This window comes from Streptomyces sp. NRRL WC-3605, from assembly GCF_001509795.1.
In the GTDB taxonomy this organism is placed as follows: Bacteria; Actinomycetota; Actinomycetes; order Streptomycetales; family Streptomycetaceae; genus Streptomyces; species Streptomyces viridochromogenes.
This window is the reverse complement of sequence record NZ_LLZN01000037.1, coordinates 109238-131916: the sequence shown is the minus strand read 5'-3', so window position 1 is coordinate 131916 and position 22679 is coordinate 109238. Positions and strand designations below refer to the sequence as shown.

Genomic DNA, 22679 nt, shown 5'->3' with positions numbered 1-22679 from the left:
GTGGATCGTTTCGGTCGTCGTGGGGCGGGGTGATCTTTCGGATGAGGAATGGGCTCGACTGGAACCGCATCTGCCGAGGAGCGAGGGGCGGGGCGGACGGTGGCAGTGCCACCGCCGGGTGATCAACGGGATTCTGTTCCGGCAGCGAACTGGCCTGCCCTGGCGGGACTTGCCGTCCCGTTTCGGGAAGTGGAAGACGGTTCATGACCATCTTGCCGGTATGCGGTGTATTGACGAGGCTCAAGGCATTCATGCGCATAGTCGTGACTGCATGCGTCTGATGGATCATGTGCACCATGCTGGATGGACTGATCACGCCTCCTCGCCCCGAGTGTCAGCGATCGTCGCCGTAGCGGCGGGCGGCGCAATAGGCGCCCTGGCCCGCTACGGAGTGTCCCGTATGTGGCCGAACGGCGGCGACGCCTACCTCGTCTGGCGAAGGGGGGCGGCCGCCTTCCCCTGGACAACACTGTTGATCAATGCCGTGGGCTGCTTCTTGATGGGGGTGCTCACCATTTCGCTGAAGAAGCGCTTCACCGGGGCCTCTCCCCTACTCAGCCCTCTCCTGGGCACAGGCGTCCTCGGAGGCTTCACCACGTTCTCTACCTATACAGACGACGCACGAAGGCTGTTTGAGAATGGTCAGCCCGGGACCGCGGTTGGCTACCTCGCGCTGACCGTGGGCGCATCCATGTCCGGAGTGCTTCTGGCAGTGGCCTGTGTTGCGGGCATGCTGCAGGTCCGACGCGGAGGCTCAGACACGAGTCAGGGGCGTGAGGGCTCCTGATGGTGGACTGGATCCTCGTGCTGGCTGGAGGGGCTGTTGGAGCGCCCGTCAGATACCTGATCGGCACAGCGGCAAAGGCCCGCCTGCGCTGGGCATTCCCGTGGGGTACTCTCTTGGCCAATCTGGGCGCATGCCTCCTCCTGGGCCTCTTTGTCGAGGCGGGTACGGGCGGCGCGTTGGACGCATCGGGACAGGCTTTGCTGTCGACCGGCTTCTGCGGCGCGCTGTCCACATGGTCCACCTTTTCCTACGAGCTCCTGACCTTGGCCGGTGGACGCAAGAGCATCGCGGCGGCCGGATACCTGCTGGTGAGTGTCGTACTGGGCCTGACAGCTTCCTTCGTCGGGGCGGGGGTCGCCCGAGCCCTGTGGTGAGGGCCCACCGCGCGGTACACGTGCCGAATTGCAAGACTCGCTGCTGACCCGGAGCCCCGTCGACTCGACCCACTGATGTGGTGGCGCCCCCTCCCAGATCGGCGACAGGGCCGTACACCGGGGTGCTGGTGACCGGGGCGGGTAGCGGCCTTGGAGAGGCGACCGCGAAGCGCTTGGCCGCACCGAGGACGCGGAGATCATCGTGCCGGGCGTGACCTGGCAAGGACCGAGGTGGTCACCAAGGCGAGCGAGGCTACGGGGCGGCAGCGTCACATTCGCCCGGGTGACCTCGCGACGGATGAGGCGCAAAGCGGTGCCCGCCACGGTCGCTCGCGGACCTGTCGACATTCTCGTGGACAGCGTGGGCGTCTTCGATTCGAGTGCCAGTTGGGCCAGCTCCCCTCCCGGCGTCGGACCGGGCCGGCATCTACACAATGTGCGCACCATGCGGACGATCCAGCGCTTCGTGCCCGCCATACGTGAGCGGGCCCAGTGCGGATCATCTGCATCACCGGTGAACGGCCAGCCGCCTCGCAGCCCCACTACGGGGCGTCCTACGAGTGCGCGACTTCCTCCTCAGCACCCTCAGGGCGGGAGTTGCACCCACGCCGACGTCACCTCCAACGGATTGTGGTGGGCGAATTCCCGGCGAGGGCAACCACTATCCGCTCCTGCAAGGACGCCAACGCCGCTTCTCTGCCCACGGAGAATGACCGCCCCCATGCTGTGCTCCACCTAACATGACTGATCGGTCAAGATAGATGGTACCTTCGACCTGACCATCTGGTCCGCTCAGCTGACGGCGGCCGCTCCCGAGAGCCTGAGCCGTACATCGAGACTCCCCACCTGCCGCGTCAGCCGAGCGCCTCACCCAAGCGAACGGACAGTGATCAAGCATGGATGCTGTCGAGCGTCTGAGCATCATCGAGGACCTACGTCGCCTCATGGCCCGCTACGTCTACTACGCGGACCACCATCGCTGGCAGGACCTTGCGGGCCTGTTCACGCCTACCGGCACGTTCACCCCACACAAGCCGGACGGCTCGGTGTGGCTGTACATGGAGGGGCGTGAGCAGATAGCGCAGACGGTGGGCGCGAGCGGCGGTGCGGACGACGTCCTCATCCATCACCTGTTCTCGGACGAAATCGAGGCGGTCTCGACGACCTCGGCACACGGCGTATGGGCGATGGAGGACATCATCGTCCGTGCCGAGGACGCCGCGGTGAACGAGGACTTCCCCTTCAAGGCCATGCACGGCTTCGGCCACTACCACGCGCATTTCGTCAACGTGGACGGCCGCTGGTATATCGCCGACCTCAAGCAGACCCGGCTGCGTCTGGACTTCACCTATTGAGAGAGACGAGGCCCGCCGGCCTCCGGCACTTCCTTAGAAAAGCGAGTGAGAACGTGAGTGACAGCAACAGCCGTTCGCCGGAACGGTTCACGATCGACGTGGCGCAGGACGTCCTGGACAACCTTGCGGCGCGCCTGAAAGCGACCAGGTTCTTCGACGACCTGGACAACGAGGACGAGTACTACGGCGTCAGCACGAGCTACATCAAGCCCTTGGTGGAGTACTGGGCGGACGGTTTCGACTGGCGTGCGGCCGAGAAGCGGCTGAACGCGTTCGAGCAGTTCAAGGTCGAGATCGACGGCACCCCGGTCCACTTCGTCCGCAAGGCCGGGAAGGGACCGAACCCCATCCCCCTGCTGGTCCTGCACGGATGGCCGTGGCCCGGCGAGTTCAGCTACCCCCTCATCGAGCCCCTGACCGACCCCGCCGCACACGGGGGCGACCCCGCCGATGCTTTCGACGTCATCATGCCGACCCTCCCCGGGTTCGCCTGGTCCACCCCAGTGGCCCGGGGAGATCTGAACTACTGGAAGATCGCCGACATCCTCCACACGCTCATGACCAAGGTGCTCGGCCATGCGAGGTACGGGTCGCTGGGCAGCGACTACGGCGCCCTGGTGAACAGTGCACTGGGCCACAAGTACGGCGAGAGCATCATCGCCCTGCACTACGGTCACGACCTGCCCCCGGGCATGTTCCAGCACGACCGCTACTGGGACCTCACGGGCGGGCAGCCGATCCCCGAGGACGCATCACCCGAGTTGCGGGCCGACATCATGAAGTTCCACTCCACGTACGCGTCCCATGTCGCCGTGCACATGCTGGACGCTTCGACGCTCTCCCACGGACTCAACGACTCCCCCGTGGGGATGCTGGCCTGGCTGCTCCAGCGGTGGAAGAAGTGGAGTGACAAGAACAACGACTTCGACGCGGTCTTCTCCCGCGACTTCATCCTGACCCAGGCCACCGTCTTCTGGGTGACCCAGTCGATCGGCTCCTCCATCCGCATGTACCGCAACACCATCCGTCACCCCTGGGCACCCTCCCATGACCGGCAGCCGACGGTGGAGCCCCCGGCTGGTTTCACGTTCCTGCTCGGCGACGTCTACCCGCCGGGCGTCCGCACCGTCGAGGAGCGGATCGCCGCTTTCGAGAACGGGCCCACCCGCGGTCTCTTCAACGTCGTCAACGTCAACGCCCATCACAAGGGCGGGCACTTCGGCCACTTCGAGAATCCGGCGGCTTACGTCAACGATCTCCGCGAGACGTTCCGCAAGGTCCGCTGACCCCGGAAAACACCCCGCGCACCCCTCCCGGGGCGGACGCCCGGGCCGGACAGACGCGCCGGCGATCCAGGGGTCGGACCACGAACGTATCCGCAGGCTGGGAAGCGTTGCCGTCGGGCGGCACGCAGGGCAAGGCAGGACTCGCCCGGTCGCCGATCTTGACGCAAGCAGACCGGCCAGCATTCTATACTGACCATTCGAGATATAATCGGGTGTGGTCACGGCCGACGGGTTCGGCTGCGGCCACACCCTCGGGAAAGGAAGCAGTTATGAAGGCTGTAGGAGTGTTCCGCTACGGCGGTCCCGAGGTGCTCGAGGTCGTCGACCTGCCGGTACCGGAGGTCGGTCCCGGACAGATCCGCATCCGGGTGCACGCGGCGTCGGTGAACCCGTCGGACATCCTGCTGCGCACCGGTTTCACCGACTCGATGCTCGCGGGGCGGCTGACTCCCCCGTACCGGCCCGGCATGGACGCGGCCGGCGTCGTGGACGCCATCGCCCCGGACGCGGCCACGGACCTGCACGTGGGTGACCGGGTGATGGCGATCGTCATCCCGATCGATCCGTCCGGGGGCGCCTACGCGGAGTATGTCGTCGTCGACGCGCGGCAGGTCGTACGGGCACCGGCCGGAACGACTCACGCCGAGGCTGCCACTCTCCCGATGAACGGCCTGACCGCACGCCTTGCCCTCGATGTGCTGGACCTGGCTCCCGGTGGATGGATCGCCGTCACCGGCGCCGCCGGAGCACTGGGCGGATACACCGTGCAGCTCGCCAAGGCGGACGGACTGTCCGTGGTCGCGGACGCGGCGCCCGCCGACGAGGAACTGGTCCGGTCCCTGGGCGCGGACAAGGTGGTCAGCCGGGGACCGGATGTGGCCGACCGCTTCCGCGACGTCGTCCCGCAGGGCGTCGAAGCGGTCGTGGACGCCGCTGTCATGGGACCCCAGGTTCTTGGCGCCATCCGACCCGGCGGACAGCTCGCCCTGGCGCGCAGCGTCGGAGAACCTGGCACCGTTCCCCTTGGCGACACGGGAGATGTGATCGTGAGGAACGTCTTCGTGCCCGAGTACCGCTACGCACACGACAAGCTCGACGCCCTGCGCGTGCTCACGGAGCAGGGTCGCATCACCTTGCGCGTCGCCGGTGAATACCCCGCGGACCAGGCGGCCGACGCCCATCGGCGTTTCGAGGGGGGTGGCGTGCGAGGCAGGCTGGTCTTGACGTTCTGACCACCGCGCGGCCTACGGCGCAGCCCCAGGCGTAGCGGCTGGAGGCGGCGGGTCACCGCTCCGGGCGGAGTGCGCCCACCCACTCCGCCGCCGGGAGCTCCCGGCTCTTGTGCGGGCTCGCATCGACAACCGCCGGCGCGAGCCCGTGGCACGGGAACCTTCCAGGCGCCTGTGTGGCGGCGGCCCCTTCGGCCGGGTCTCTCGCGAGCCCGGACCCGCACCCCGTGTCAGGTACCGGGGTCCCAGTTGTCGAGCGGATCCATGCGGAAGCGGGTCAGCTCCACCGAGTCGATCAACCACCGACCGTCAACCTTGCGGTAGGTCTCCCGGTACTGGCCGTAGCCGTTGTGCCCCTCGGGGGCGTCCTTCCCCGCCGGGAAGGTCAGCAGATCCTCCATCGCCCAGATCCCCGACGCCGTGTCGGGCCCGGTCATCTCGATCTCCGGCATGTGGCCGTGATGCACCGACGGCGCTAGCCCGGTCAGGTCACGGATGGTGTAGGCGAACTCCTGCGGCGACTTCCACACGATCCCGTCGGTCACGAGCTTGGCATCGGGTGTGAAGAGCGCGACAAGGTCGTCATGCTTCTTCTCGTCCACGAAACGGAAGTAGCGCGCCTTCAGTTGCTTGATGCTCTCGATCGCCTCGAGGTCGCTCAGCCGGCGACGTATCTCGTCGAGATCACTCATGATCTCGCCTCCTTGGCTGTACAACACCTGGCCTGTCCATGCCGAACCGCCAGAACCACACCGGTACATATCGGATTGGCGCGATGGGATTGACGAGGCTCGCTCGTCCCGCAGTTCGGCCCAGCATCGATCGCCCCGGCCGGTGAAGTCGGCCGGTCGAAGCGGCGGCCCGCCGTCGCCATCGGCACACCAAGGCGGTCCGAGGGCCACCGGGAAGCATGCGCCACTCCCGTTCCGCGCCGGACAGAAACGGGCTTGACTCGCGCCCCTTGGCCCCGCAGCCGCCTCGCCTCTCAACTGCGCGCGAACTCCAGCAGGTCGGCGTTGAAGGTCTCGGCGAACTTGGGCACCATCGCCAGGCCGTGCGGTGCCCCCGGGTACACCTTGTAGACCGCGTCCTTGACCAGCTTCGAGCTCTTGTCGCCCGAAGCGACGATCGGAACGATCTGGTCGTCGTCGCCGTGCACGATCAATGTGGGCACGTCGATCTTCTTGAGATCCTCGGTGAGGTCGGTCTCGGAGAAGGCCTTGACGCAGTCGTACGCGCCCTTGATCCCCACCGTCATGCTCCACAGCCAGAACTCATCACGCGTGCCCTGCGTGACAGTGGATCCGTCGCGGTTCGCGCCGTAGAAGGATGCGCTGAGGTCCTGGTAGAACTGCGACCGATCGGACTCCACCCCTTGCCGGATCCCGTCGAACACGTCGATCGGCAGCCCCTCGGGGTTCGCCTCGGTCTTCAGCATCAGCGGTGGGATCGCGCCTACCAGCACGGCCTTGGCGACCCGCTCGGAGCCGTGCCGGCCGATGTAGCGGGTGACCTCGCCGCCCCCGGTCGAGTGTCCGACAAGTATGACGTTCCTTAGGTCGAGCTGCTCGATCAGCGCCGCCAGATCATCGGCGTACGTATCGAGGTCATTGCCCTCCCAGCTCTGGCCGGAACGTCCGCCGCCTCGCCGGTCGTGGGCAATGGCCCGGTAGCCGTTGTCGGCCATCAGTTTCATCTGTGGATCCCAGGCATCGGCGATCAGAGGCCAGCCGTGGGAGAAGACCACGGGCTGACCGTCTCCCCAGTCCTTGTAGAAGATGTCTGTTCCGTCTTCGGCAGTGACAAAGGACATGAGGGGGTCCTTCCGTCTATTGCGGGAACTCCGCACAGTGGGTGGAATTCAGTGCCCGGCCCAGAATTCGGCGCGCCGAATCGTGCGCTTGCCCCTGGCGCGCCCGCGGCCGACGTATGCGTCGGCGACCTGAGTTGACCGCGCCGAGCACATCGTGGAATTCACCCTAACCGAATGGCTCAGTTTCGGCGTCCCGAGCGTCCACGTGGACCGGCAGAGCCGGGGCCGCCAAACCCGAACCGCAGGGTCCGTCCGCTCGGTGCTGCGGTCAGAATCCGAGTTCGCTGAGGTCAGGATGTTCGTCGGGCCTGCGGCCGAGCGGCCAATGGTATGCGCGCTCCGATGCGGAGATGGGCAAGTCGTTGATGGAGGCGTGCCGGACGGCCATGAGCCCGTCCGCGTTGAACTCCCAGTTCTCGTTGCCGTACGAACGCCACCAGTTGCCGTCGGTGTCGCACGACTCATAGGCGAACCGCACCGCGATGCGGTTGCCGTCGAACGCCCAAAGCTCCTTGATGAGTCGGTATTCCAGCTCCTTCTCCCATTTTCGGGTCAGGAACTCGACTATCTCCTCACGTCCCGTGACGAACTCATTGCGGTTTCGCCAGCGGGAATCCTCGGCGTAGACGAGGGAGACCTTGTGCGGATCGCGGCTGTTCCAACCGTCCTCGGCAAGACGCACCTTCTGGATTGCCGACTCCCGTGTGAAGGGGGGTACAGGCGGATGATCTGTCACGACTACTCCCAGGTGGCAGCGAACGACAATGTGCCTCGCGTCAGTGGCCGCAGCCCTCCACCGCCGCGGTCCGGCGCCCTGATCCAACGGTATAGCCCGTGTCCGCAGGCCGCTCTCCCGCTGTGACATCCGGTGCGCCCGACCCCGGCGTCCCCCTGTCAGTCACCCGCTGCCGCCCCGCGGTGGCGCCTGCGGTAGACGCTGGGAGACACACCCGTGACCCGCTTGAAAGCCGTGCTCATCGCGCTCTCGGATCCATAGCCGGTGGAGCGGGCGATCGCCGAAAGAGTTTCGTCGCTCTCCCGGAGCCTCTGCGCCGCGAGTTGGATGCGCCAACGGGTCAGGTACTCCATCGGCCCCTGGCCCATGGTGTCCTTGAAGCGTGCCGCCAGGGTGGAACGGGAGACGGCACCGGCTCGCGCCAACTCGGCCACCGTCCAGGGGTGCGCCGGGTCCGTGTGGAGCGATGTCAGCGCGGCGCGGACTGCCGGCTCGGCCAGTCCTGTCAGCAGCCCCGAGGCCGCTCGCGGTTCCCGGGCGAGGTGCAGGCGCATCACGTGGATGAGCATGACGACCGCCAGGTGCTCGGCGACGAGCGACGAAGCTGCCGGTCTCGACGTGAGTTCCTGCTCGATCACAGTCAGTGCCCATTCCACCATCTCGGCGTGCGGTGTGCCCGCCGGGACATGGATGACCGGTGGAAGGCCCGCCAGGAGCAGTTCGTGGCCAGGCTCGCCGAAGGTGAACCGCCCGCCGATGAGCAGCACGTCGTCGCCTGTGCCGGTGTGCGCCATTCCGTTCTCGACTCCGGCGAAGATGGTGCGAGCGTCGATCTCGGGGCCCGGGGGGTCGCTGCGCAGGGTGAATGGCAGGGGCCGGGTGAGCAGGTAGCAATCGCCCGGCGCCAAGGCGATCGGACCGTCCGCTTTTTCGACCTCGAGCCAGCAGTACCCCCGCCGCAGGGTGTTGAATTTCACTCCGCTCGGCGGCTCGAACCGGACGGACCACTGCCCTCCGGCGGTCAGACCCGCCGAGAGATGACTGCGCGTTCGGAGCAGGGACAGAACGTCTTCAAGCGGGTCCATTCTTCTCCTGGACGCTGGGTAATCTCTCATGGACTTCCAATGATGTTCGATGCATTCGTGGGGCCATACAGTCGAATTGAATTCGCTCCACCGATGATGAGGTTCTCATGAGCACAGAGAAGCTTTTGACCACCCCGTTCCCACCCCGGGCGACGTCCGCGGAAGTGATTTCCGGCGTCGATCTCACGGGTCGACGGGCCATAGTCACGGGCGGGGCCTCAGGTATCGGTGTCGAGACGGTCAGGCCCCTGGTCGCTGCAGGCGCCGAGGTGACCGTCGCCACCCGTCGGCCGGAATCAGCGGGGCCGCTGCTTCGCGAACTCAATGAGGTCGGGGGATCAGGAAACGCTCATCTCGCCCAGCTCCACCTCTCCGATCTCGAGTCAGTGCGGTCCTTCGTGAAGGAATGGCAAGGGCCACTCGACATCCTCGTCGCCAATGCAGGAATCATGGCGCTCCCCCAGAAGGAACTCGCGCCAAACGGCTGGGAGCTGCAGCTCGCCACGAATTTCCTCGGTCACTTCGGACTTCGAGGACCCGCAGTTCGAGCGGCGCCCGTACGATCCCTGGGTCGCCTACGGTCAGTCCAAGGCGGCGGAGGTCCTGTTCGCGGTGGGCGCTCGCAGCTGGGCCGAAGACGGCATCACCGTCACCGCCTGCAACCCGGGGTACATCCTGACCAATCTCCAGCGGCACCTCGACGACGACACCATGCGGGCGTTCGGCGTCATGGACGCTGCCGGCAATCTCACCCCTCTGCCCTACTACAAGACACCGGCTCAAGGGGCGGCGACTTCCGTGCTCTTGGCGGCCTCGCCTCTGGTGAGCGGAGTGACGGGCCGCTATTTCGATGACAATCAGGAGGCGCCGATCGCGGTGGAGGGCGCGGAGAACCCGAGCGGTGTGGCGGCACATGCGCTCGACCCGGCTTCGGCGCAGCGGCTGTGGGAGTACGCGGAGCGGGCCCTTATGCGTTGAGGCCGACTGTCGGATCCCCGGTTCCGGGTCGTGGCTCGGGACCCGGAACCGGGGTGTCGCCCGGTGGTGAGTCTCAGATCATGAGGCTCACCCGCTCCTCGACGCCGAGGAGGGACTTGCCGTAGACCTCGTACCCGACCGCCGGTACCAGGCCGGCGTGACGGGCCGCGGTGTTGGCATCCCGCCAGATGCGCTGCAGCGGGCTGGTCTCGGCGAATGCGGAGGCGCCGTGGACGTTCAGGAGGGTGGTGATCGCTGCCAGCACCTGCTGGGCCGCGTATCCCGCCTGTGCCCGCAGCCTGGTGCGGGTGGCGTAGTCGAGTGTGCCCTCGGCTGCCGACCGGTCCACTTCGTCGGCGGCGGCGTAGATGTGCAGGCGCGCTGTCTCCAGTTGCAGGGCGGCTTGCGCGATCTGTGTCTGAACGCCCACGGAGTCGGCCTGCCGCGGGTGGATCGTGAAGGACAAGGGCTTGGAGCCGGCCTGGTCGACCACGGTCTCAAGAGCGGCTTTGCCCATGCCGAGCAGAGGGCCGGCCAGACACAGCGTCAGCATGGGGCCGAAGGCTGAGGAGAAGAGGGCTCCGTCGTCAGCTGTACGCGGGTAGCTGCCCTCCGCTGCCGCCGGCACCGACAGCACGCGGTGGGCGGGGACGAAGACGGATTCCGCCGTCAACGTGTTGCTCGCCGTCGCCCGCATCCCCGCGGTGTGCCAGGTGTCCTCCACGCACAGCTCCGAGGCGGGAATCAGCACCAGTGCCTGGTCGGCGACCGCGCCCCTCTCGTCTTTCAGCAGTGCTCCCACTGCCGCCCAGGTGGCGTGTGGGGCACCGGAGTTGTACGACCACCTGCCGGTGACACGCCATCCGCCTTCGACCGGCTCACCCATGCCGGTGGGCGCGGCGACGCCCGTCACGCGCGCGTCCGGGTCTGCTCCGAAAACGTCCTGTTGGGCCTGCTCGGGGAACAGAGAGGCCAGCCAGTTGGTCACCGCGATGATCATGCCGGTCCACGCAGCCGACCCGTCGCCCTGTCCCAGGACCTCGGAGACGGAGGTCAGGGTCCTCAGATCGGTCTGGTGACCACCGAACCTCTTCGGCGTGAGCAGCCGGAAGACACCCGCTTCGGTCATGGCCGCAACTGCTTCGGGCGACACCGTGCGTTCCTGCTCGCTGAGAGCCGCCTGGGCTCGCAGCACCGCCTGGAGATCGGCGGCACGGGCGACGAGCTTCGCCCTTCGTTCTTCAGAGGACGGCGTGCTGATGCCGTCGACGGGATGTCCCACGTTCCCTCATTCTCTCAAGGTGACCGGGCCTCAGGCGGGCCCGTCGTCTACTGGGTGTCGGCCTTCCCGGCCGCCGGCCGGGAAGGCCCGGTACATAGATGGAGCGGGCCCGCACCGCTCATACCCTGCGCAACGTGCCTTCGCGGCTGGGTGGGTGGAGGGGGTTGGCCGCGCTGTTGTTCACGGACGATGCTTCCCCGCCATGTCCGGTGGCGGGAGCTGCGGGGTGGAGCCCTCGACGGGCACTGTCACCACACGGACCGGTCGAGCCAGGACAGGACGCGGTCTGCCACTTCCGCCCAGCGAGGCTCCAGGATGAGGCTGTGAGCCCGGTCGGGGAGGAACAGATAGTCGGCTCCGAAGTGATCGGCGTGCCTGCGGACCAGCTCTGCCGGTGACACGATGTCGCGGCCTCCGGCGACCATCAGTGCGGGACCGCTGATCCGCGTCCGGTCGAGCGCGATGGCCGCGCCACGCTGAGCAGCCTCCCAAACGGCCTTCGGGGACTCGTCCGGCATGAGGCTGTAGTAGCGACGTGCGTCGTCGTCCGAGCAGCCTGCGAAGAACCACTCCACGGCCATCTCGTACGGCATGGGAGGGAAGGGTTCACTCAGGTCGACCTCCAGGGGAAGAGGCGCACCCGCGGAGTCCTGCGAGGGAACCGGGGCCAGGAGCACCTGCGCGGCGACCGGGAACTGCTCTGCGTACTTCTGCACCGCAGCCGCGCCCATGCTGTGGGCGACGAGCACGGGGGTGTCGCCGACGTGCGATATGACGGTCCGCAGTTCGCGCGTGACGTCGAGCATGCTCCGTCGCACGAACTCTTCCTTGGGCAGGTTCCGCGAGTTGGTGTGGTTGTACCAGCTGAAGGCGTAGCTTTGCCGGCCGGCGGCCGCGAAGTAGGGCAGCCACTGTTCCCACAGCCAGCTTCCGTGGCTTCCGCCGTGCACGAAGACCACCGGGGGGCCCTTCGGTGCTCCCTGGGGCGCGACGTGTTCGACGAAGACGCCGTCCACCTGACAACTGTCGATCACCACAACCAACCTCCATTTACGGAAAGAGCCGACGCGGTCGATGGGGCCGGGGGCCTGCCGGGCCGGCGAGATGGACGCCGGCAACGGGTGCGCGTTGTCGGCAGAGAGATGCACGAAACCGCCGCCGTCTCGGCGCGCAGGTTGCGCACGCGGCGGAAAGCAGCGGTTCCGTGGGTATGAAGTGGGGTGTGTGAGCTCACTCGAACGTGCAGCCCACGTACCTCACTTAGCGGGGGCGGTCTGGGAAGGAGCACCCTCGGAGGCGGCGGTCTTCGGGGGGGTCCAGTTCGGAATGGGATCCATACGGAACCGGGTCAGCAGCACCGAGTCGATCAGCCACTTGCCGTCGATCTTCCGATAGGTCTCACGGTACTGCCCGTAGCCGTGGTGGCCCTGCGGCGCGTCCTTGCCGGCCGGGAACGTGAGTACGTCCTGCATCGACCAGATGCCCGACGCCGTGTTCGGACCGGTGATGGTGATCTCCGGCATCATGCCCGAGTGGGCGGAAGGTGCCTGGCCGGTCAGGTCGCGAATGGTGTAGGCGAAGTCCTTCGGGGACTTCCACGTGATCCCGTCCGTCACCAGCTTGGCGTGCGGGGTGAACAGTGCGGCCAGCTCGTCGTGCTTCTTCTCGTCCACGAAACGGAAGTAACGAGCCTTGAGCTGGTGGATGTCCTCGATGTCCTCCAGGCGCTGGACCTTCGCGGCCAGTGACCTCGACGGCTCGCCCGCCGACCGGTCGTGTGCGTTGGCCGACGGCGAGGTCAGAGCCACAGCGCCGAGACCCCCCACCACCAGCAGTGCGGCCGCCAGCGCCGACGCGCCGATACGGGAGCGCCACGCCGCCGTATTCCGGGTTTCCTGTCCGTGCATGTCGATCGTTCCTTTCGTTCCGCCCGGGCGGCCGTGGCCTCGACGGGCGACTGCCCGTGAGGCGGCGCAGAACAAGCCCGTGCGGAAGTTGAGTCTTTGCGGTCCCGGTCTTGCGGCCGCCTTGTGACGACTGCAGGGGCGGCAAGACCGGGGTGCCGGTTCCTCGTGACCCTGGTAGCGGGTGGCGCGGGAACAGTGCACAGTAGATACTAAGAGGAACGGTCAGTCAATAATTCCGTAGGCCGCCCCCCTGCGGCGTGACACGGGGCACACATACCCGGAGAGGGGTCCACCCTGCACAGGCTCACGCCGTCTCCACCGCCGACCTCGAACGATGCACAGCAGAACCGGTGCGGACGCCTGCTGCGGCCGGCCCACCCCCACTACCGCAAAGCGGACGGACGTCGTCCATTTGTGTTAGTTTTCCTCAAGCGGACGAGTATCGTCCGATTTAGAGGCTGGAGGACGGCTTCATGACGGATTACGAAGAGACCCGCGTCTGCCTGCCGGACTGCACCAGAGCCCCGCTCTTGGAGGTGGTCTGACGTGAACGCCGCTCCCTCCCCCCGCGCCGACGCTCGGGAAAACCGTCGCCGTCTGATCGAGGCCACGCGCCAAGCCATCTCCTCCCGCGGCCTGGACGTGTCGGCACTGGACATCGCACGGGCAGCAGGCCTGGGCGTCGGAACCCTCTATCGGCGCTTCGGCACCAAGGAGGCGCTCCTGGACGCCGTGGTACTCGGCCTCTACGACGAACTGTGCGACACGGCACGGGTGTATATGACGCATGCCGACGCCTGGGAGGGGCTCTGCGAGTTCGTCATCGAACTGGCCAAAGGACATCGCGACAGCCGGGGGCTTGCCGCCGTCACCGCTGCCTGTGATCAGCAGCCTTCTCCAGAGCTCGCCCAGCGCACCGCTGCGCTGCAGGAAGCTGTCGCTGATCTCACCGAGCGCGCCCGCGCCACGGGTTTGCTGCGCGCCGATGTGACCTGGCAGGACATCATCATCTGCTCCCGGGCCGCCCTGGACACGCAACACTGCCTCGGTGTCGATGCCGGGCCCGAAGGCTGGCGCCGCATCATCACCATCCTCCTCGACGGGCTTCGCGCTCCCGGGCACACCGCACTCGCGGGTCCCCCACCCCGCACCACCGGTTTCTGACCGGCCTGGTTCACGCCGCCACACGACACGACACGGAGCCTGTCCTCCCCCGAGCTCATCGGCCTGCGGGGGAAGGACCGGCTGCCGGCGAAAGGACACCATCATGCGCGTCGACATCTGGTCCGACATCTCCTGCCCGTGGTGCTTCATCGGCAAAGCCCGGTTCAAGCAAGCACTGGCCTCCTTCCCGCACCGCGGCGATGTCGAAGTCGTCCACCGCTCCTTCGAACTCGACCCGCATCTGGACGAGACCTGTCCCACGACCGGGCAAGCGCACGCGAAGAAGTACGGCATGACCCCGGCACAGGCTCGCGCGGCAGAAGAGCGCATAGCGCGCGTCGCCAGGCAGGAGGGACTCGGTTACCTCGTCGATCACCGAGACCACGGAAACACCTTCGACATGCACCGGCTCCTCCATCTCGCCGCCGCCCACGGCGTGGCGGAGGAACTGCTGTCCTTGTTTTACGAGGGCAACTTCGCGACGGCACGCACGATCTACGACGCCGAGCATCAGATCCGACTCGCCGTGCGCGCGGGTCTGGACGAGGACGAGGTGCGCGCTGTGCTGGCCGACAAGCAGGCGTACGCCGCTGCCGTGCGCAAGGACGAGGCAGAGGCGGCGCGACTGGGCGTCACGGGCGTGCCGTTCTTCGTCATCGACGGGAAGTACGGCCTGTCGGGTGCTCAGCCGACGCACGCCTTCACGGAGGCGTTGGAGCAGGCGTGGGCCGAGCAGAAGCCCAAACTGCAGGTCACCGGCGCCGTGCCCGACGGCGGGTGCGACGCAGACGGTGCGTGCGTACTGCCCCCGCCCCGGCCGTGACCCCACCCCCGCGGCGCAGCAGGCCGGACGTGACGACGAAGACGGGAGACATGCAGGTGCCGATCAGTTTCGACGGGGCGGTCGCCGATTCCGCCTATACGCACGTGCGGGGCATCCTCGAACCCGCCATTCTCAACCACAGCATCCGGGTGTGGCTGGTGGCCGAGCACCTGGGTCGCAGGCAAGGCATCGGCGACTTGGCGCGAGAGGCGCTCGCCGTGGCCTGCCTGTTCCACGACGCGGGCACGGCCGCTCCCTACGACGGACCGCAACGGTTCGAGGTCGAGGGCGCGGACGCGGCCCGAGCCTTCCTGAACGACCACGACTGGCCGGCGCCCCTGATCCAGGAGGTCTGGGAAGCTGTCGCGCTTCACACCTCTCCCGGTATCGCGGAGCGCATGGGGCTGCTGCCGCAGCTGGTGCGGCAGGCCGTCCTGGTCGACTTCGGCGGGAGCAACCTGATCGATGCAACCGACCAGGAACCGTTGCTTTCGGACCTGGCACGCTTTCCCCGCCTGGACATCGAGACCGTCCTCGGCGACGCGGTGGTCGCTCAAGCCGTCCGGTGTCCGCAGAAGGCACCGCCGTCCAGCTGGCCAGGTGGCCTGCTCGCCGCCCACCTGGCGCATCCGATGCACGGCGTCGTCAACCCCGCCTTCTGAGACGCCCGTTCCCGCGGGTGCCGGGCCGGGAAAGCTGGGATCTGGCTCGTCGCCAGGGCAAAGGAGACGGGGAGCGGACACGCTTGCCGGCGGCCGAAAGAACGGATGCGGGGAAGGGCTCGAAGCCCTTCCCCGCATCAGGCGCTGCCAGCCTGTGTGACCGCAGGTCCCCGCAGGCCACTCACGAGGCCGGCACGTGACCGAGCGCGTGACCGCACTCCGACGGGCCGGCCGACGAGGTGATCAGTAGCCCGCGGTGAGCGCGCCATCGATCGCCAGGGCGGCGCCGCTGATGAACCGGCTCTCGTCGCTCAGCAGGAAGGCGGTGAAGGCGGCGATCTCACTGACGTCGGCCGAACGCCCCATCGGCTGCTGGCTGAGGATGCTGTTCGCAGCTTCCGGGTTGCTCGCCGTGAAGCCCTGCCACAGCGGCGTGTTGACCAGACCCGTGAGGAGGGCGTTGACCCTGACACCGTCCTTTGCCGCATCCAGCGCCGTCGAGCGGGTCAGACCGACGACACCGTGCTTGGCGGCCGAGTAGGCGACGGCCGACGGGTCACCCGCCGCACCGACCACAGAGGCGTTGTTGACGATGGAACCTCCGCCACTGGCGATAATGGCCGGGATCTCGTGCTTGAGGCTGTAGAAGACGCTGGTGAGGTTCAGGGAGACCACGCTGTGCCAGAAGGCGGCGTCCACCTCACGGATCGATCCCTGGCTGTTGCCGCCGCCGGCGTTGTTGAAGGCACCGTGCAGGGCCCCGAACTCGCGGACCGTGAAGTCCACCAGGTGCGCGACGTCCTCCTCGCGGGTGACGTCCGTGGGAACGAAGACGACCTTGCCGCCGTCGGCCGAAACCTCCGCCGCGACCGCTTCGCCACGAGCCTTGTCCCGCGCCCCGATGACCACCGTCGCGCCCTCGCCAGCGAGTCGCTTCACCGTGGCCTCACCCATCCCGGAGGTGCCCCCGGTAACGATGATGACCTTGGAATTCAGGCGGTTGGACATGGGTGCTCCATTCTTGCCCCGGGGTGACACAGCCACGACTCCGGAATGTTCGAGATGACGGGCGAACGCCCTGAGCAGGCTGGAGGCTCTCCACTCCCGAGCCTGCCTCTTCATCGTACCCTATCAGGAATGAATGGTCGGTAAAGAAAAGTCGGTGCCCGTACCTCCCCGGCCGCCGCCCAGGAACGCCCGTCGGCCGACCGCGGCGACGTGGGCGCCCTCCCGTTCCGCCCGGGACGCCGAGGACGAGCCCTGCACTCGTCCGCTCTGCAAGGAGTGGGTGCTAGCCGCGGAGCTCCTCGGAACGATCCAGGTCCCACCGGGTGTGGAAGGTGCCCGGCCGGTCGTTGCGGCGGTAGGTGTGCGCTCCGAAGAAGTCCCGCTGGGCCTGCGTGAGCGCGGCCGGCAGGCGAGGGGCCCTCAGCGTGTCGTAATGGGCGAGTGCCGCGGCCATGGCGGGAACAGGCACACCGTCCCGAGTGGCATGCGACACCACCAGGCGCCAGGGCAGTTGGGCGGCGCCGAGCTCACGGGCGAAAGACGGATGCGCGAGAAGGCCCGGGAGACCCGGATGGGCCGTGAAGGAATCGCGCACGCGGTCCAGGAAGGAGGCGCGGATGATGCAGCCGGCACGCCACACGTCGGCCACGGCTGCCTGGTTCACGTTCCATCCGTAGGCCTGGCTCGCCACCTGGATCTGGTGGAAACCCTGAGCGTAGGCGACGAGCTTGGAGGCGTAGAGAGCCTGTTCGACCTGCGTGACCAGACGTTCCGCATCACGCTCGTCGAGGATCGTTCGCGCCGGCCCCGGCAACACCGATGCCGCCTCGCGCAGGGCCGTGTGAGCCGAGACCGAGCGGGCGAAGACCGCCTCGGCGATACCCGAGACAGGAACCCCAAGGTCCAGAGCAGTCTGCACGGTCCAGCGTCCGGTGCCCTTCTGTGCCGCGGCGTCGGCGAGGACGTCGATGAAGGGCAGGCCGGTGTGCGCATCACGGTGCGCCAGGATCTCCGCCGTGATCTCGATCAGGTAGGAGTTCAGCCGGCCCTCGTTCCATCGCCGGAAGACGTCGGCAATCCTGCTGGGCCCGTAGTCTGTCGAGTTGCGGAGCAAGTGGTAGGCCTCCGCGATGAGTTGCATGTCCGCGTACTCGATCCCGTTGTGCACCATCTTGACGAAGTGTCCAGCACCGTCCGGGCCGAGGTGGGCGACAGCGGGGGTGCCGTCCGGTGCGATCGCGGCGATGTCGTTCAGCACGGGAGCAAGGAGACGGTAGGCGTGGGCTGAGCCGCCCGGCATGATGCTCGGGCCCGTCAGCGCACCTTCCTCGCCTCCGGATATCCCGGTCCCCAGGAAGTGGATCCCCGCATCTCGCAGGGCGGCCTCACGGCGGCGCGTGTCGGCGAAATGGGCGTTGCCCCCATCGACGATGACGTCTCCTGGCTCCAGCAGCCGGGAGTACTCGGCGATCACGTCATCGGTCGCCTGTCCGGCCTGGACCATGACGACAAGGCGCCGGGGCCTTTCCAGCGCGGCCACCATCTCTTGCGCGCCGGCCGCGGCAACGAACGCGCCTTCATGCCCGAAGTCGCCGATGAAGGCACTGGTGCGCTCCGGCGTCCGGTTGGCGACGGCTACGGTGTAGCCGTGACGTGCCAGGTTGCGGGCGAGGTTGCGCCCCATGACGGCAAGCCCAACGACACCTATCTGAGCACTGTCATCCATGATTCTTTCCTCATCGATCGAGAGATACGGGACGCGAAGATCGATTCGCTTCCGGCGTTGAGCAGCCGAGGCTGACGGCCATCCGATGCCCAGCGGTCGCGGCCAGCACCCGCGAAGGGTGTATCCGAGCGGCGACACCGCGGTTTGCGGGCCGCCGCGGCTCCGGGGGCGTACAGACCCCGGTCGCGACACCGATGGCGGGCTTCCAGGTGCATCAGTAGACCAAATACGGAACGATCAGTCAAGATAGAACGTTCCCGACTGCAAATCTGTACCGTTCGTTCCCAATGCGCGTATACTCACGGGTATGGCACGCACCCGGGAGTTCGACACTGAGAAGGCCGTAGAGGCGGCGATGAACGCCTTCCGTCTCAACGGTTACGACGGCACGTCGATCCAGGACCTCGTCGAAGCCACTGGCGTGGGCCGTGGCTCGCTGTACGCGGCCTTCGGGAGCAAGGAAGGCCTGTACCTGGCGGCCATGGACCGCTTCCGGGCCAATTACGCGTTGCCGCTGGTCGAGCTGCTCCGGGACGGGGCCCCGGGACGGGAGCTGCTGCGGGAGGTCCTGGTGGCTGCCGTGGACGAGATCGTCTGTGACGGAAGCCGCCGGGCCTGCCTCATGGTCGGGGCGGCGGTCGGCCGGATAGCTCACGACCCCCAGGTGTCCGCCCATGTGCAGTCGACATCGGACATGCTCGAGGACGCACTGGCGCAGGTCGTGGCGGAGGCGCAGGCCGACGGCCAGTTCTCCAAGGAGAGGGACGCCCGCGTCGTGGCCCGCTACCTCGTCACGACGATGCACGGACTGCGGGTCATGGGGGCGATCAACCCCGATCGCGCATCACTCACTGAGGTCGCCGAGCTCGCTCTCGACGCGTTCGCCTCCTCGCCGGCCTCATGACCGGCAGCCCTGCCCGCCTTCGTCGCGCCGCGACGCCCGGACAGAGCTGGTTCAGGCAGTCGCTGACATATACCTCTGAACCAGACCGCGAGCTGTCTGCTCGCTGAACAGACGAGGCCACAGACACTCGACGTCATGGTGGGAATTCACCCGAGACCCACACACGTGCCCGGCCGGAAGACAGGAACCGGCCGGGCGGCAGACCATCAGCAGGGGCAGATGACATGGCGGCGCCGTCGGTGGCGGTGCCGGCAGTGCGGCCATTCACACGGCCCGAGGACGCCATCGCGATCAGCGATCCAAAAGGCGCACCCTAGCTGTCGGCGTCCGCGGTGATCAGCTCCGCCAGAGCGGTCACCATGGAAAGAAACGGGGAGTGGCCTGAAGGCAGCCGGTACAGGCGGCCGGCGCGCTGGCCCATCGACTCCTGGTACGCCGGGGGGAGCATCTCGTCGTGCTCGCAGACGATGTACCTGGAGGAGACCTTCTTCCATGCCGCCGCAGTGAGCGGTTCGCTGAAGGACCGTATGCTCTGCGGGACCAGCCGCTGCACGGCCCGATCGGCCTCCTCCGCAATGATGTCGCTGAACAGCACCTTGGCCGGGTTGTCAGGAACGGGCAGAGTCCCCGTGTCGCCGCTCGGCAACTGTCCCCCGCTCTCGCTGACCAGGGAAGCGCCCTCGTCCAGCTGGAAGCCGGCGAGATAGAGGATGCGCGACACGTTGGGCGCCGAAGCGGCAGCCTCCGTGACCGGAACGCCCCCGTACGAGTGCGCGAGGATAGTCACTGGCCCGTCGATCTCTCCCAGCCGGGCGCGGATGATGCGCGCGTCGTCGTACATACCCGCCGTCTCGTTGCTGCCCATCGACGCACTCGGCAAGTCGACCGTGAGGGTGTGCCACCCCTGGGCGGTGAGCGCCGGAACAAACTTGTCCCAACACCAGGCGCCGTGCCAGGCACCGTGGACAAGCAGAATGGTGGGTTTGCCGTGTATTGCGGTGGTCATGAATCGGCCTTCGAGCAGGAACAACCGGGGCCTTCCCCGGCAAGGACACAGAGCTGTACGCGGCTGAACCAGGGGCGTGACCACGATCGGCTCCCCGCCGACCCTAGAAGAGAGCGCGCCCGACCGGCCATGATTCAACGTCCACCACTCTTGTCCGACCGTCCGAACGCGCCGCTTGCCAAGCGGATCACCGGGTCCCAGTGCGCTCGATCGGCGCGGGGGGCCTGATCAGTGGCCTATATCGTTCACTGTCATCGATTCTGGCCCAACTTCTGTGACACGGCCACTCTGAGTGACGACGCAGCGTCTCTGGGCCGTACCCAAAGTCGCCCGAAAATGAGCTGCGGTCACACCGGTTGGCCAACAGTTCAGGGCCATCTACGAGTTCTTCAGGCACGTACGACATCTTCGTGGGGTGGGAGCTTCCCCGACGCTGCCTGTCACCGTCGAGCCTGAACCGTTCCCGTCCGCAGGGCGTCCATACGGGCACCCCGACACCGTGGAGCCCCCGCACCATGAGCACATCCGAACCGCCGCCTTGGCCGCACTGCGTACACGGTGCAGACCCTGCTGCCGACCCCGTTGGTTGCCGCGGCATCCACGTCCCCGGCCACACCGTATGCCTCGCCCACCTCGCCGCCGACGACCGCGACGCCTACCTGGCCGCCCTGACTCCCGGCGCCAGCATCGACCACCGGGGCACAAACTTCACCGAGTCCCTTCTCAATGCCCTCCTCAACGCCCTCCGCGACCCTGAAACCGGGCACCCCCGCCTCGGCCATGCCAAGTTCGAATTGGCCACCTTCGAGGGCGCTGCCTTGTTCGAGTTGGCGATCTTCGAGGACTGCGCCTTGTTCGAGTCGGCGACATTCAAGGGCGACGCCTTGTTCGAGTCGGCGACATTCAAGGGCGACAATGCCCTGTTCGACCGGGCGACCTTCAAGGGCCAAGCCGGGTTCAGCCAGGCGACCTTCAAGGGCCAAGCCGGGTTCAGCCAGGCGACTTTCAAGGACAGCGCCATGTTCGACGAGGCGACCTTCGAGGTGGGCACCGCGGGGTTCGGCTCGGCGACCTTCGAGGCGGCGACCTTCGAGAGCCGCGCCGAGTTCGGCCTGACGACCTTCGCGGGCATCGCCTTGTTCGACTCGGCGACCTTCGAGGACGACGCCGGGTTCCTCATGGCGATCTTCAAGGATATCGCTAGGTTCATCTCGGCCACCTTCCAGGGCGACGCCCTGTTCGTGGACGCGACCTTCAAGGGCAACACCTGGTTCAACTCTGCGACCTTCAAGGGCGACGCCTGGTTCGAGTCGACGACCTTCGTAGCAGCTGACCAGCTCGGACCTATGGCGTGTGCTGGACGGGTTGTGCTGTCCGGTGCGGCGTTCGGTGGCCCGGTGACTCTCTCGTTCGCTGCGCGCCGTCTGGAGTGCCGTCGTACTCGCTGGTCATCGACAGCGGAGATCCGCCTGCGTTACGCCACGGTGGACTTCGCGCATGCGGTGTTCGAGTACCCCCTCACGATCGCCGCCGAGCCGGATCCGTTCGTGCTCACCAACGGCCGACAGCTCGCCGAAGATCCCTTTCCGATCCTGCCGATCCCCCGCGACCCCAGGGTGCGGGTGGCGTCGCTGCGTGGGGTGGACGCGGCCCATCTGGTCCTCTCAGACCTCGATCTGTCGGGATGCCTGTTTGCCGGCACCGTGCACCTGGACCAACTCCGTCTGGAGGGGGCCTGCACTTTCGACACCACCCCGCCCGCCGTGTGGTGGCGCTGGCCGCCCGTGCGGTTCACCGAGCGCCGCGTCCTGGCTGAGGAACACCACTGGCGTGCCAGCCAGCCGGGAGCAGTGCAGGGCTGGAACGTGGCGGTCCTCGGCGCTGGACGCGCTGGGCCGTTGCAGCTGGCTTCGGTGTACCGGGCTCTGCGCAAGGCTTTCGAGGACGGCAAGCACGAGCCGGGGGCTGCGGACTTCTACTACGGGGAGATGGAGATGCGCCGGCACGCCGACGACATCCCCCGCAGTGAACGGAAGCTGTTGACCGCGTACTGGGCGCTGTCCGGCTACGGACTGCGCGCATCCCGAGCTCTGGCCTGGCTCGGCGCCGCCATGCTCCTCACCATCGTCTTGCTGATGGCCTTCGGCCTTGCCCAAGACACCCCGAAGCAGACCGCGACCGGCACCGTCCCGGCCGGCGGGGGCAAGGTCACCTTCGAGATCGACAAGGACGATCCGCAGAACCCCACCGGCAATCGGTTCACCGGCAAGCGCTTCGAGAACGCTCTAAACGTCACCCTCAACTCGGTGGTGTTCCGCTCCTCCGGCCAGGACCTGACCACCGCCGGCACCTACATCGAGATGACCTCCCGCCTGACCGAACCCGTCCTTCTCGGCCTGGCCGTCCTCGCCGTCCGCAACCGCGTCAAACGCTGACGGCTCTGCCCCGGGCCGGCGAATCCCTGTGAACGGTTCGACCGAACCGTTCCCGGCTACGTGCCTTACTTGCCTGCACCACCGATCATGCCTTTGAACTGCACGGAAAGCCTTCGACC

The 22679-nt window shown here is 67.2% G+C and carries 20 protein-coding genes and 2 pseudogenes; 12 read left to right on the top strand and 10 right to left on the bottom strand.

Annotated features, from left to right (window positions below; all coding sequences use genetic code 11):
- Positions 1–19: 19 nt before the first annotated feature.
- The 6 genes and pseudogenes from ADL34_RS34630 to ADL34_RS06745 form a co-directional block, all read left to right on the top strand.
- Positions 20–208: pseudogene (locus ADL34_RS34630) on the top strand (transposase); the annotation flags it as partial.
- 12 nt (positions 209–220) lie between these two features.
- Positions 221–787, top strand: coding sequence for a CrcB family protein (locus tag ADL34_RS06765; RefSeq protein WP_324616135.1), 567 nt, complete (start codon positions 221–223; stop codon positions 785–787).
- The gene (locus ADL34_RS06760) at positions 787–1161 is read left to right on the top strand and encodes a fluoride efflux transporter FluC (protein ID WP_062673436.1); all 375 of its coding nucleotides are present in this window, start codon (positions 787–789) and stop codon (positions 1159–1161) included. The genes ADL34_RS06765 and ADL34_RS06760 overlap by 1 nt, the downstream gene beginning before the upstream one ends.
- A gap of 896 nt (positions 1162–2057) precedes the next feature.
- Positions 2058–2516: a nuclear transport factor 2 family protein gene (locus tag ADL34_RS06755; RefSeq protein WP_062673438.1), complete on the top strand. Its 459-nt coding sequence runs from the start codon at positions 2058–2060 to the stop codon at positions 2514–2516.
- A gap of 53 nt (positions 2517–2569) precedes the next feature.
- On the top strand, positions 2570–3802 hold the full coding sequence (locus ADL34_RS06750) for an epoxide hydrolase family protein (protein WP_062673441.1): 1233 nt from the start codon (positions 2570–2572) through the stop codon (positions 3800–3802).
- Between the two features lie 269 nt (positions 3803–4071).
- Positions 4072–5034, top strand: a complete 963-nt coding sequence (locus ADL34_RS06745; protein WP_062673442.1) for a quinone oxidoreductase family protein — start codon at positions 4072–4074, stop codon at positions 5032–5034.
- Positions 5035–5261: 227 nt separating this feature from the next.
- Here ADL34_RS06745 and ADL34_RS06740 read toward each other — a convergent pair whose 3' ends face one another.
- The 4 genes from ADL34_RS06740 to ADL34_RS06725 form a co-directional block, all read right to left on the bottom strand.
- Positions 5262–5723, bottom strand: coding sequence for a nuclear transport factor 2 family protein (locus tag ADL34_RS06740; protein WP_062673444.1), 462 nt, complete (start codon positions 5721–5723; stop codon positions 5262–5264).
- Between the two features lie 293 nt (positions 5724–6016).
- A complete protein-coding gene (locus ADL34_RS06735; protein ID WP_062673446.1) occupies positions 6017–6844 on the bottom strand; it encodes an alpha/beta fold hydrolase in 828 nt (275 codons plus the stop codon).
- 268 nt (positions 6845–7112) lie between these two features.
- Entirely contained in the window at positions 7113–7580 is a 468-nt protein-coding gene (locus tag ADL34_RS06730; protein WP_062673449.1) for a DUF1348 family protein, read from the bottom strand.
- Positions 7581–7738: 158 nt separating this feature from the next.
- Complete coding sequence (locus ADL34_RS06725) at positions 7739–8665, bottom strand: AraC family transcriptional regulator (protein ID WP_062673451.1); 927 nt, start codon at positions 8663–8665, stop codon at positions 7739–7741.
- A gap of 107 nt (positions 8666–8772) precedes the next feature.
- On the opposite strand from ADL34_RS06725, the pseudogene ADL34_RS06720 reads away from it, so the two are divergent.
- Positions 8773–9643 (top strand): annotated as a pseudogene (locus tag ADL34_RS06720) (SDR family NAD(P)-dependent oxidoreductase).
- A 73-nt stretch (positions 9644–9716) separates the two neighbouring features.
- Here ADL34_RS06720 and ADL34_RS06715 read toward each other — a convergent pair.
- From ADL34_RS06715 to ADL34_RS06705, 3 genes are all read right to left on the bottom strand, one after another.
- Positions 9717–10925: an acyl-CoA dehydrogenase family protein gene (locus ADL34_RS06715; RefSeq protein ID WP_107115749.1), complete on the bottom strand. Its 1209-nt coding sequence runs from the start codon at positions 10923–10925 to the stop codon at positions 9717–9719.
- Positions 10926–11173: 248 nt separating this feature from the next.
- Positions 11174–12043 (bottom strand): alpha/beta hydrolase, encoded by an 870-nt coding sequence (locus ADL34_RS06710; RefSeq protein ID WP_234374961.1) that lies wholly within the window; start codon positions 12041–12043, stop codon positions 11174–11176.
- Between the two features lie 138 nt (positions 12044–12181).
- Positions 12182–12832: a nuclear transport factor 2 family protein gene (locus ADL34_RS06705; protein WP_062673455.1), complete on the bottom strand. Its 651-nt coding sequence runs from the start codon at positions 12830–12832 to the stop codon at positions 12182–12184.
- A 546-nt stretch (positions 12833–13378) separates the two neighbouring features.
- On the opposite strand from ADL34_RS06705, the gene ADL34_RS06700 reads away from it, so the two are divergent.
- From ADL34_RS06700 to ADL34_RS06690, 3 genes are all read left to right on the top strand, one after another.
- On the top strand, positions 13379–13996 hold the full coding sequence (locus tag ADL34_RS06700; protein WP_062673457.1) for a TetR/AcrR family transcriptional regulator: 618 nt from the start codon (positions 13379–13381) through the stop codon (positions 13994–13996).
- 103 nt (positions 13997–14099) lie between these two features.
- Positions 14100–14819: a DsbA family oxidoreductase gene (locus ADL34_RS06695; RefSeq protein WP_062673459.1), complete on the top strand. Its 720-nt coding sequence runs from the start codon at positions 14100–14102 to the stop codon at positions 14817–14819.
- A gap of 29 nt (positions 14820–14848) precedes the next feature.
- The gene (locus ADL34_RS06690) at positions 14849–15481 is read left to right on the top strand and encodes an HD domain-containing protein (protein ID WP_234374960.1); all 633 of its coding nucleotides are present in this window, start codon (positions 14849–14851) and stop codon (positions 15479–15481) included.
- A 243-nt stretch (positions 15482–15724) separates the two neighbouring features.
- Here ADL34_RS06690 and ADL34_RS06685 read toward each other — a convergent pair whose 3' ends face one another.
- A complete protein-coding gene (locus ADL34_RS06685; RefSeq protein WP_062673462.1) occupies positions 15725–16489 on the bottom strand; it encodes an SDR family NAD(P)-dependent oxidoreductase in 765 nt (254 codons plus the stop codon).
- A 283-nt stretch (positions 16490–16772) separates the two neighbouring features.
- On the bottom strand, positions 16773–18215 hold the full coding sequence (gene gndA / locus ADL34_RS06680) for an NADP-dependent phosphogluconate dehydrogenase (RefSeq protein WP_062673464.1): 1443 nt from the start codon (positions 18213–18215) through the stop codon (positions 16773–16775).
- A gap of 307 nt (positions 18216–18522) precedes the next feature.
- Here gndA and ADL34_RS06675 point away from each other — a divergent pair, with 307 nt between their 5' ends.
- On the top strand, positions 18523–19119 hold the full coding sequence (locus tag ADL34_RS06675; RefSeq protein ID WP_062673467.1) for a TetR/AcrR family transcriptional regulator: 597 nt from the start codon (positions 18523–18525) through the stop codon (positions 19117–19119).
- Between the two features lie 313 nt (positions 19120–19432).
- Here the strand turns inward: ADL34_RS06675 and ADL34_RS06670 are convergent, their stop codons facing one another.
- Positions 19433–20149 carry an alpha/beta hydrolase gene (locus ADL34_RS06670; protein WP_062673470.1) on the bottom strand — a complete coding sequence of 239 codons (717 nt, stop codon included), beginning with the start codon at positions 20147–20149 and terminating at the stop codon, positions 19433–19435.
- A 491-nt stretch (positions 20150–20640) separates the two neighbouring features.
- Here ADL34_RS06670 and ADL34_RS06665 point away from each other — a divergent pair, with 491 nt between their 5' ends.
- Positions 20641–22560 (top strand): pentapeptide repeat-containing protein, encoded by a 1920-nt coding sequence (locus ADL34_RS06665; RefSeq protein WP_063892264.1) that lies wholly within the window; start codon positions 20641–20643, stop codon positions 22558–22560.
- Positions 22561–22679: the final 119 nt, after the last annotated feature.

What these genes read in the sequence shown, in the direction of transcription:
- ADL34_RS06765 (WP_324616135.1), top strand. Translation starts at nt 221, where the DNA reads ATGCGGTGTATTGACGAGGCTCAAGGCATTCATGCGCATAGTCGTGAC.
- ADL34_RS06760 (WP_062673436.1), top strand. Translation starts at nt 787, where the DNA reads ATGGTGGACTGGATCCTCGTGCTGGCTGGAGGGGCTGTTGGAGCGCCC.
- ADL34_RS06755 (WP_062673438.1), top strand. Translation starts at nt 2,058, where the DNA reads ATGGATGCTGTCGAGCGTCTGAGCATCATCGAGGACCTACGTCGCCTC.
- ADL34_RS06745 (WP_062673442.1), top strand. Translation starts at nt 4,072, where the DNA reads ATGAAGGCTGTAGGAGTGTTCCGCTACGGCGGTCCCGAGGTGCTCGAG.
- ADL34_RS06740 (WP_062673444.1), bottom strand. Translation starts at nt 5,723, where the DNA reads ATGAGTGATCTCGACGAGATACGTCGCCGGCTGAGCGACCTCGAGGCG.
- ADL34_RS06735 (WP_062673446.1), bottom strand. Translation starts at nt 6,844, where the DNA reads ATGTCCTTTGTCACTGCCGAAGACGGAACAGACATCTTCTACAAGGAC.
- ADL34_RS06725 (WP_062673451.1), bottom strand. Translation starts at nt 8,665, where the DNA reads ATGGACCCGCTTGAAGACGTTCTGTCCCTGCTCCGAACGCGCAGTCAT.
- ADL34_RS06705 (WP_062673455.1), bottom strand. Translation starts at nt 12,832, where the DNA reads ATGCACGGACAGGAAACCCGGAATACGGCGGCGTGGCGCTCCCGTATC.
- ADL34_RS06695 (WP_062673459.1), top strand. Translation starts at nt 14,100, where the DNA reads ATGCGCGTCGACATCTGGTCCGACATCTCCTGCCCGTGGTGCTTCATC.
- ADL34_RS06685 (WP_062673462.1), bottom strand. Translation starts at nt 16,489, where the DNA reads ATGTCCAACCGCCTGAATTCCAAGGTCATCATCGTTACCGGGGGCACC.
- gndA (WP_062673464.1), bottom strand. Translation starts at nt 18,215, where the DNA reads ATGGATGACAGTGCTCAGATAGGTGTCGTTGGGCTTGCCGTCATGGGG.
- ADL34_RS06675 (WP_062673467.1), top strand. Translation starts at nt 18,523, where the DNA reads ATGGCACGCACCCGGGAGTTCGACACTGAGAAGGCCGTAGAGGCGGCG.
- ADL34_RS06665 (WP_063892264.1), top strand. Translation starts at nt 20,641, where the DNA reads ATGAGCACATCCGAACCGCCGCCTTGGCCGCACTGCGTACACGGTGCA.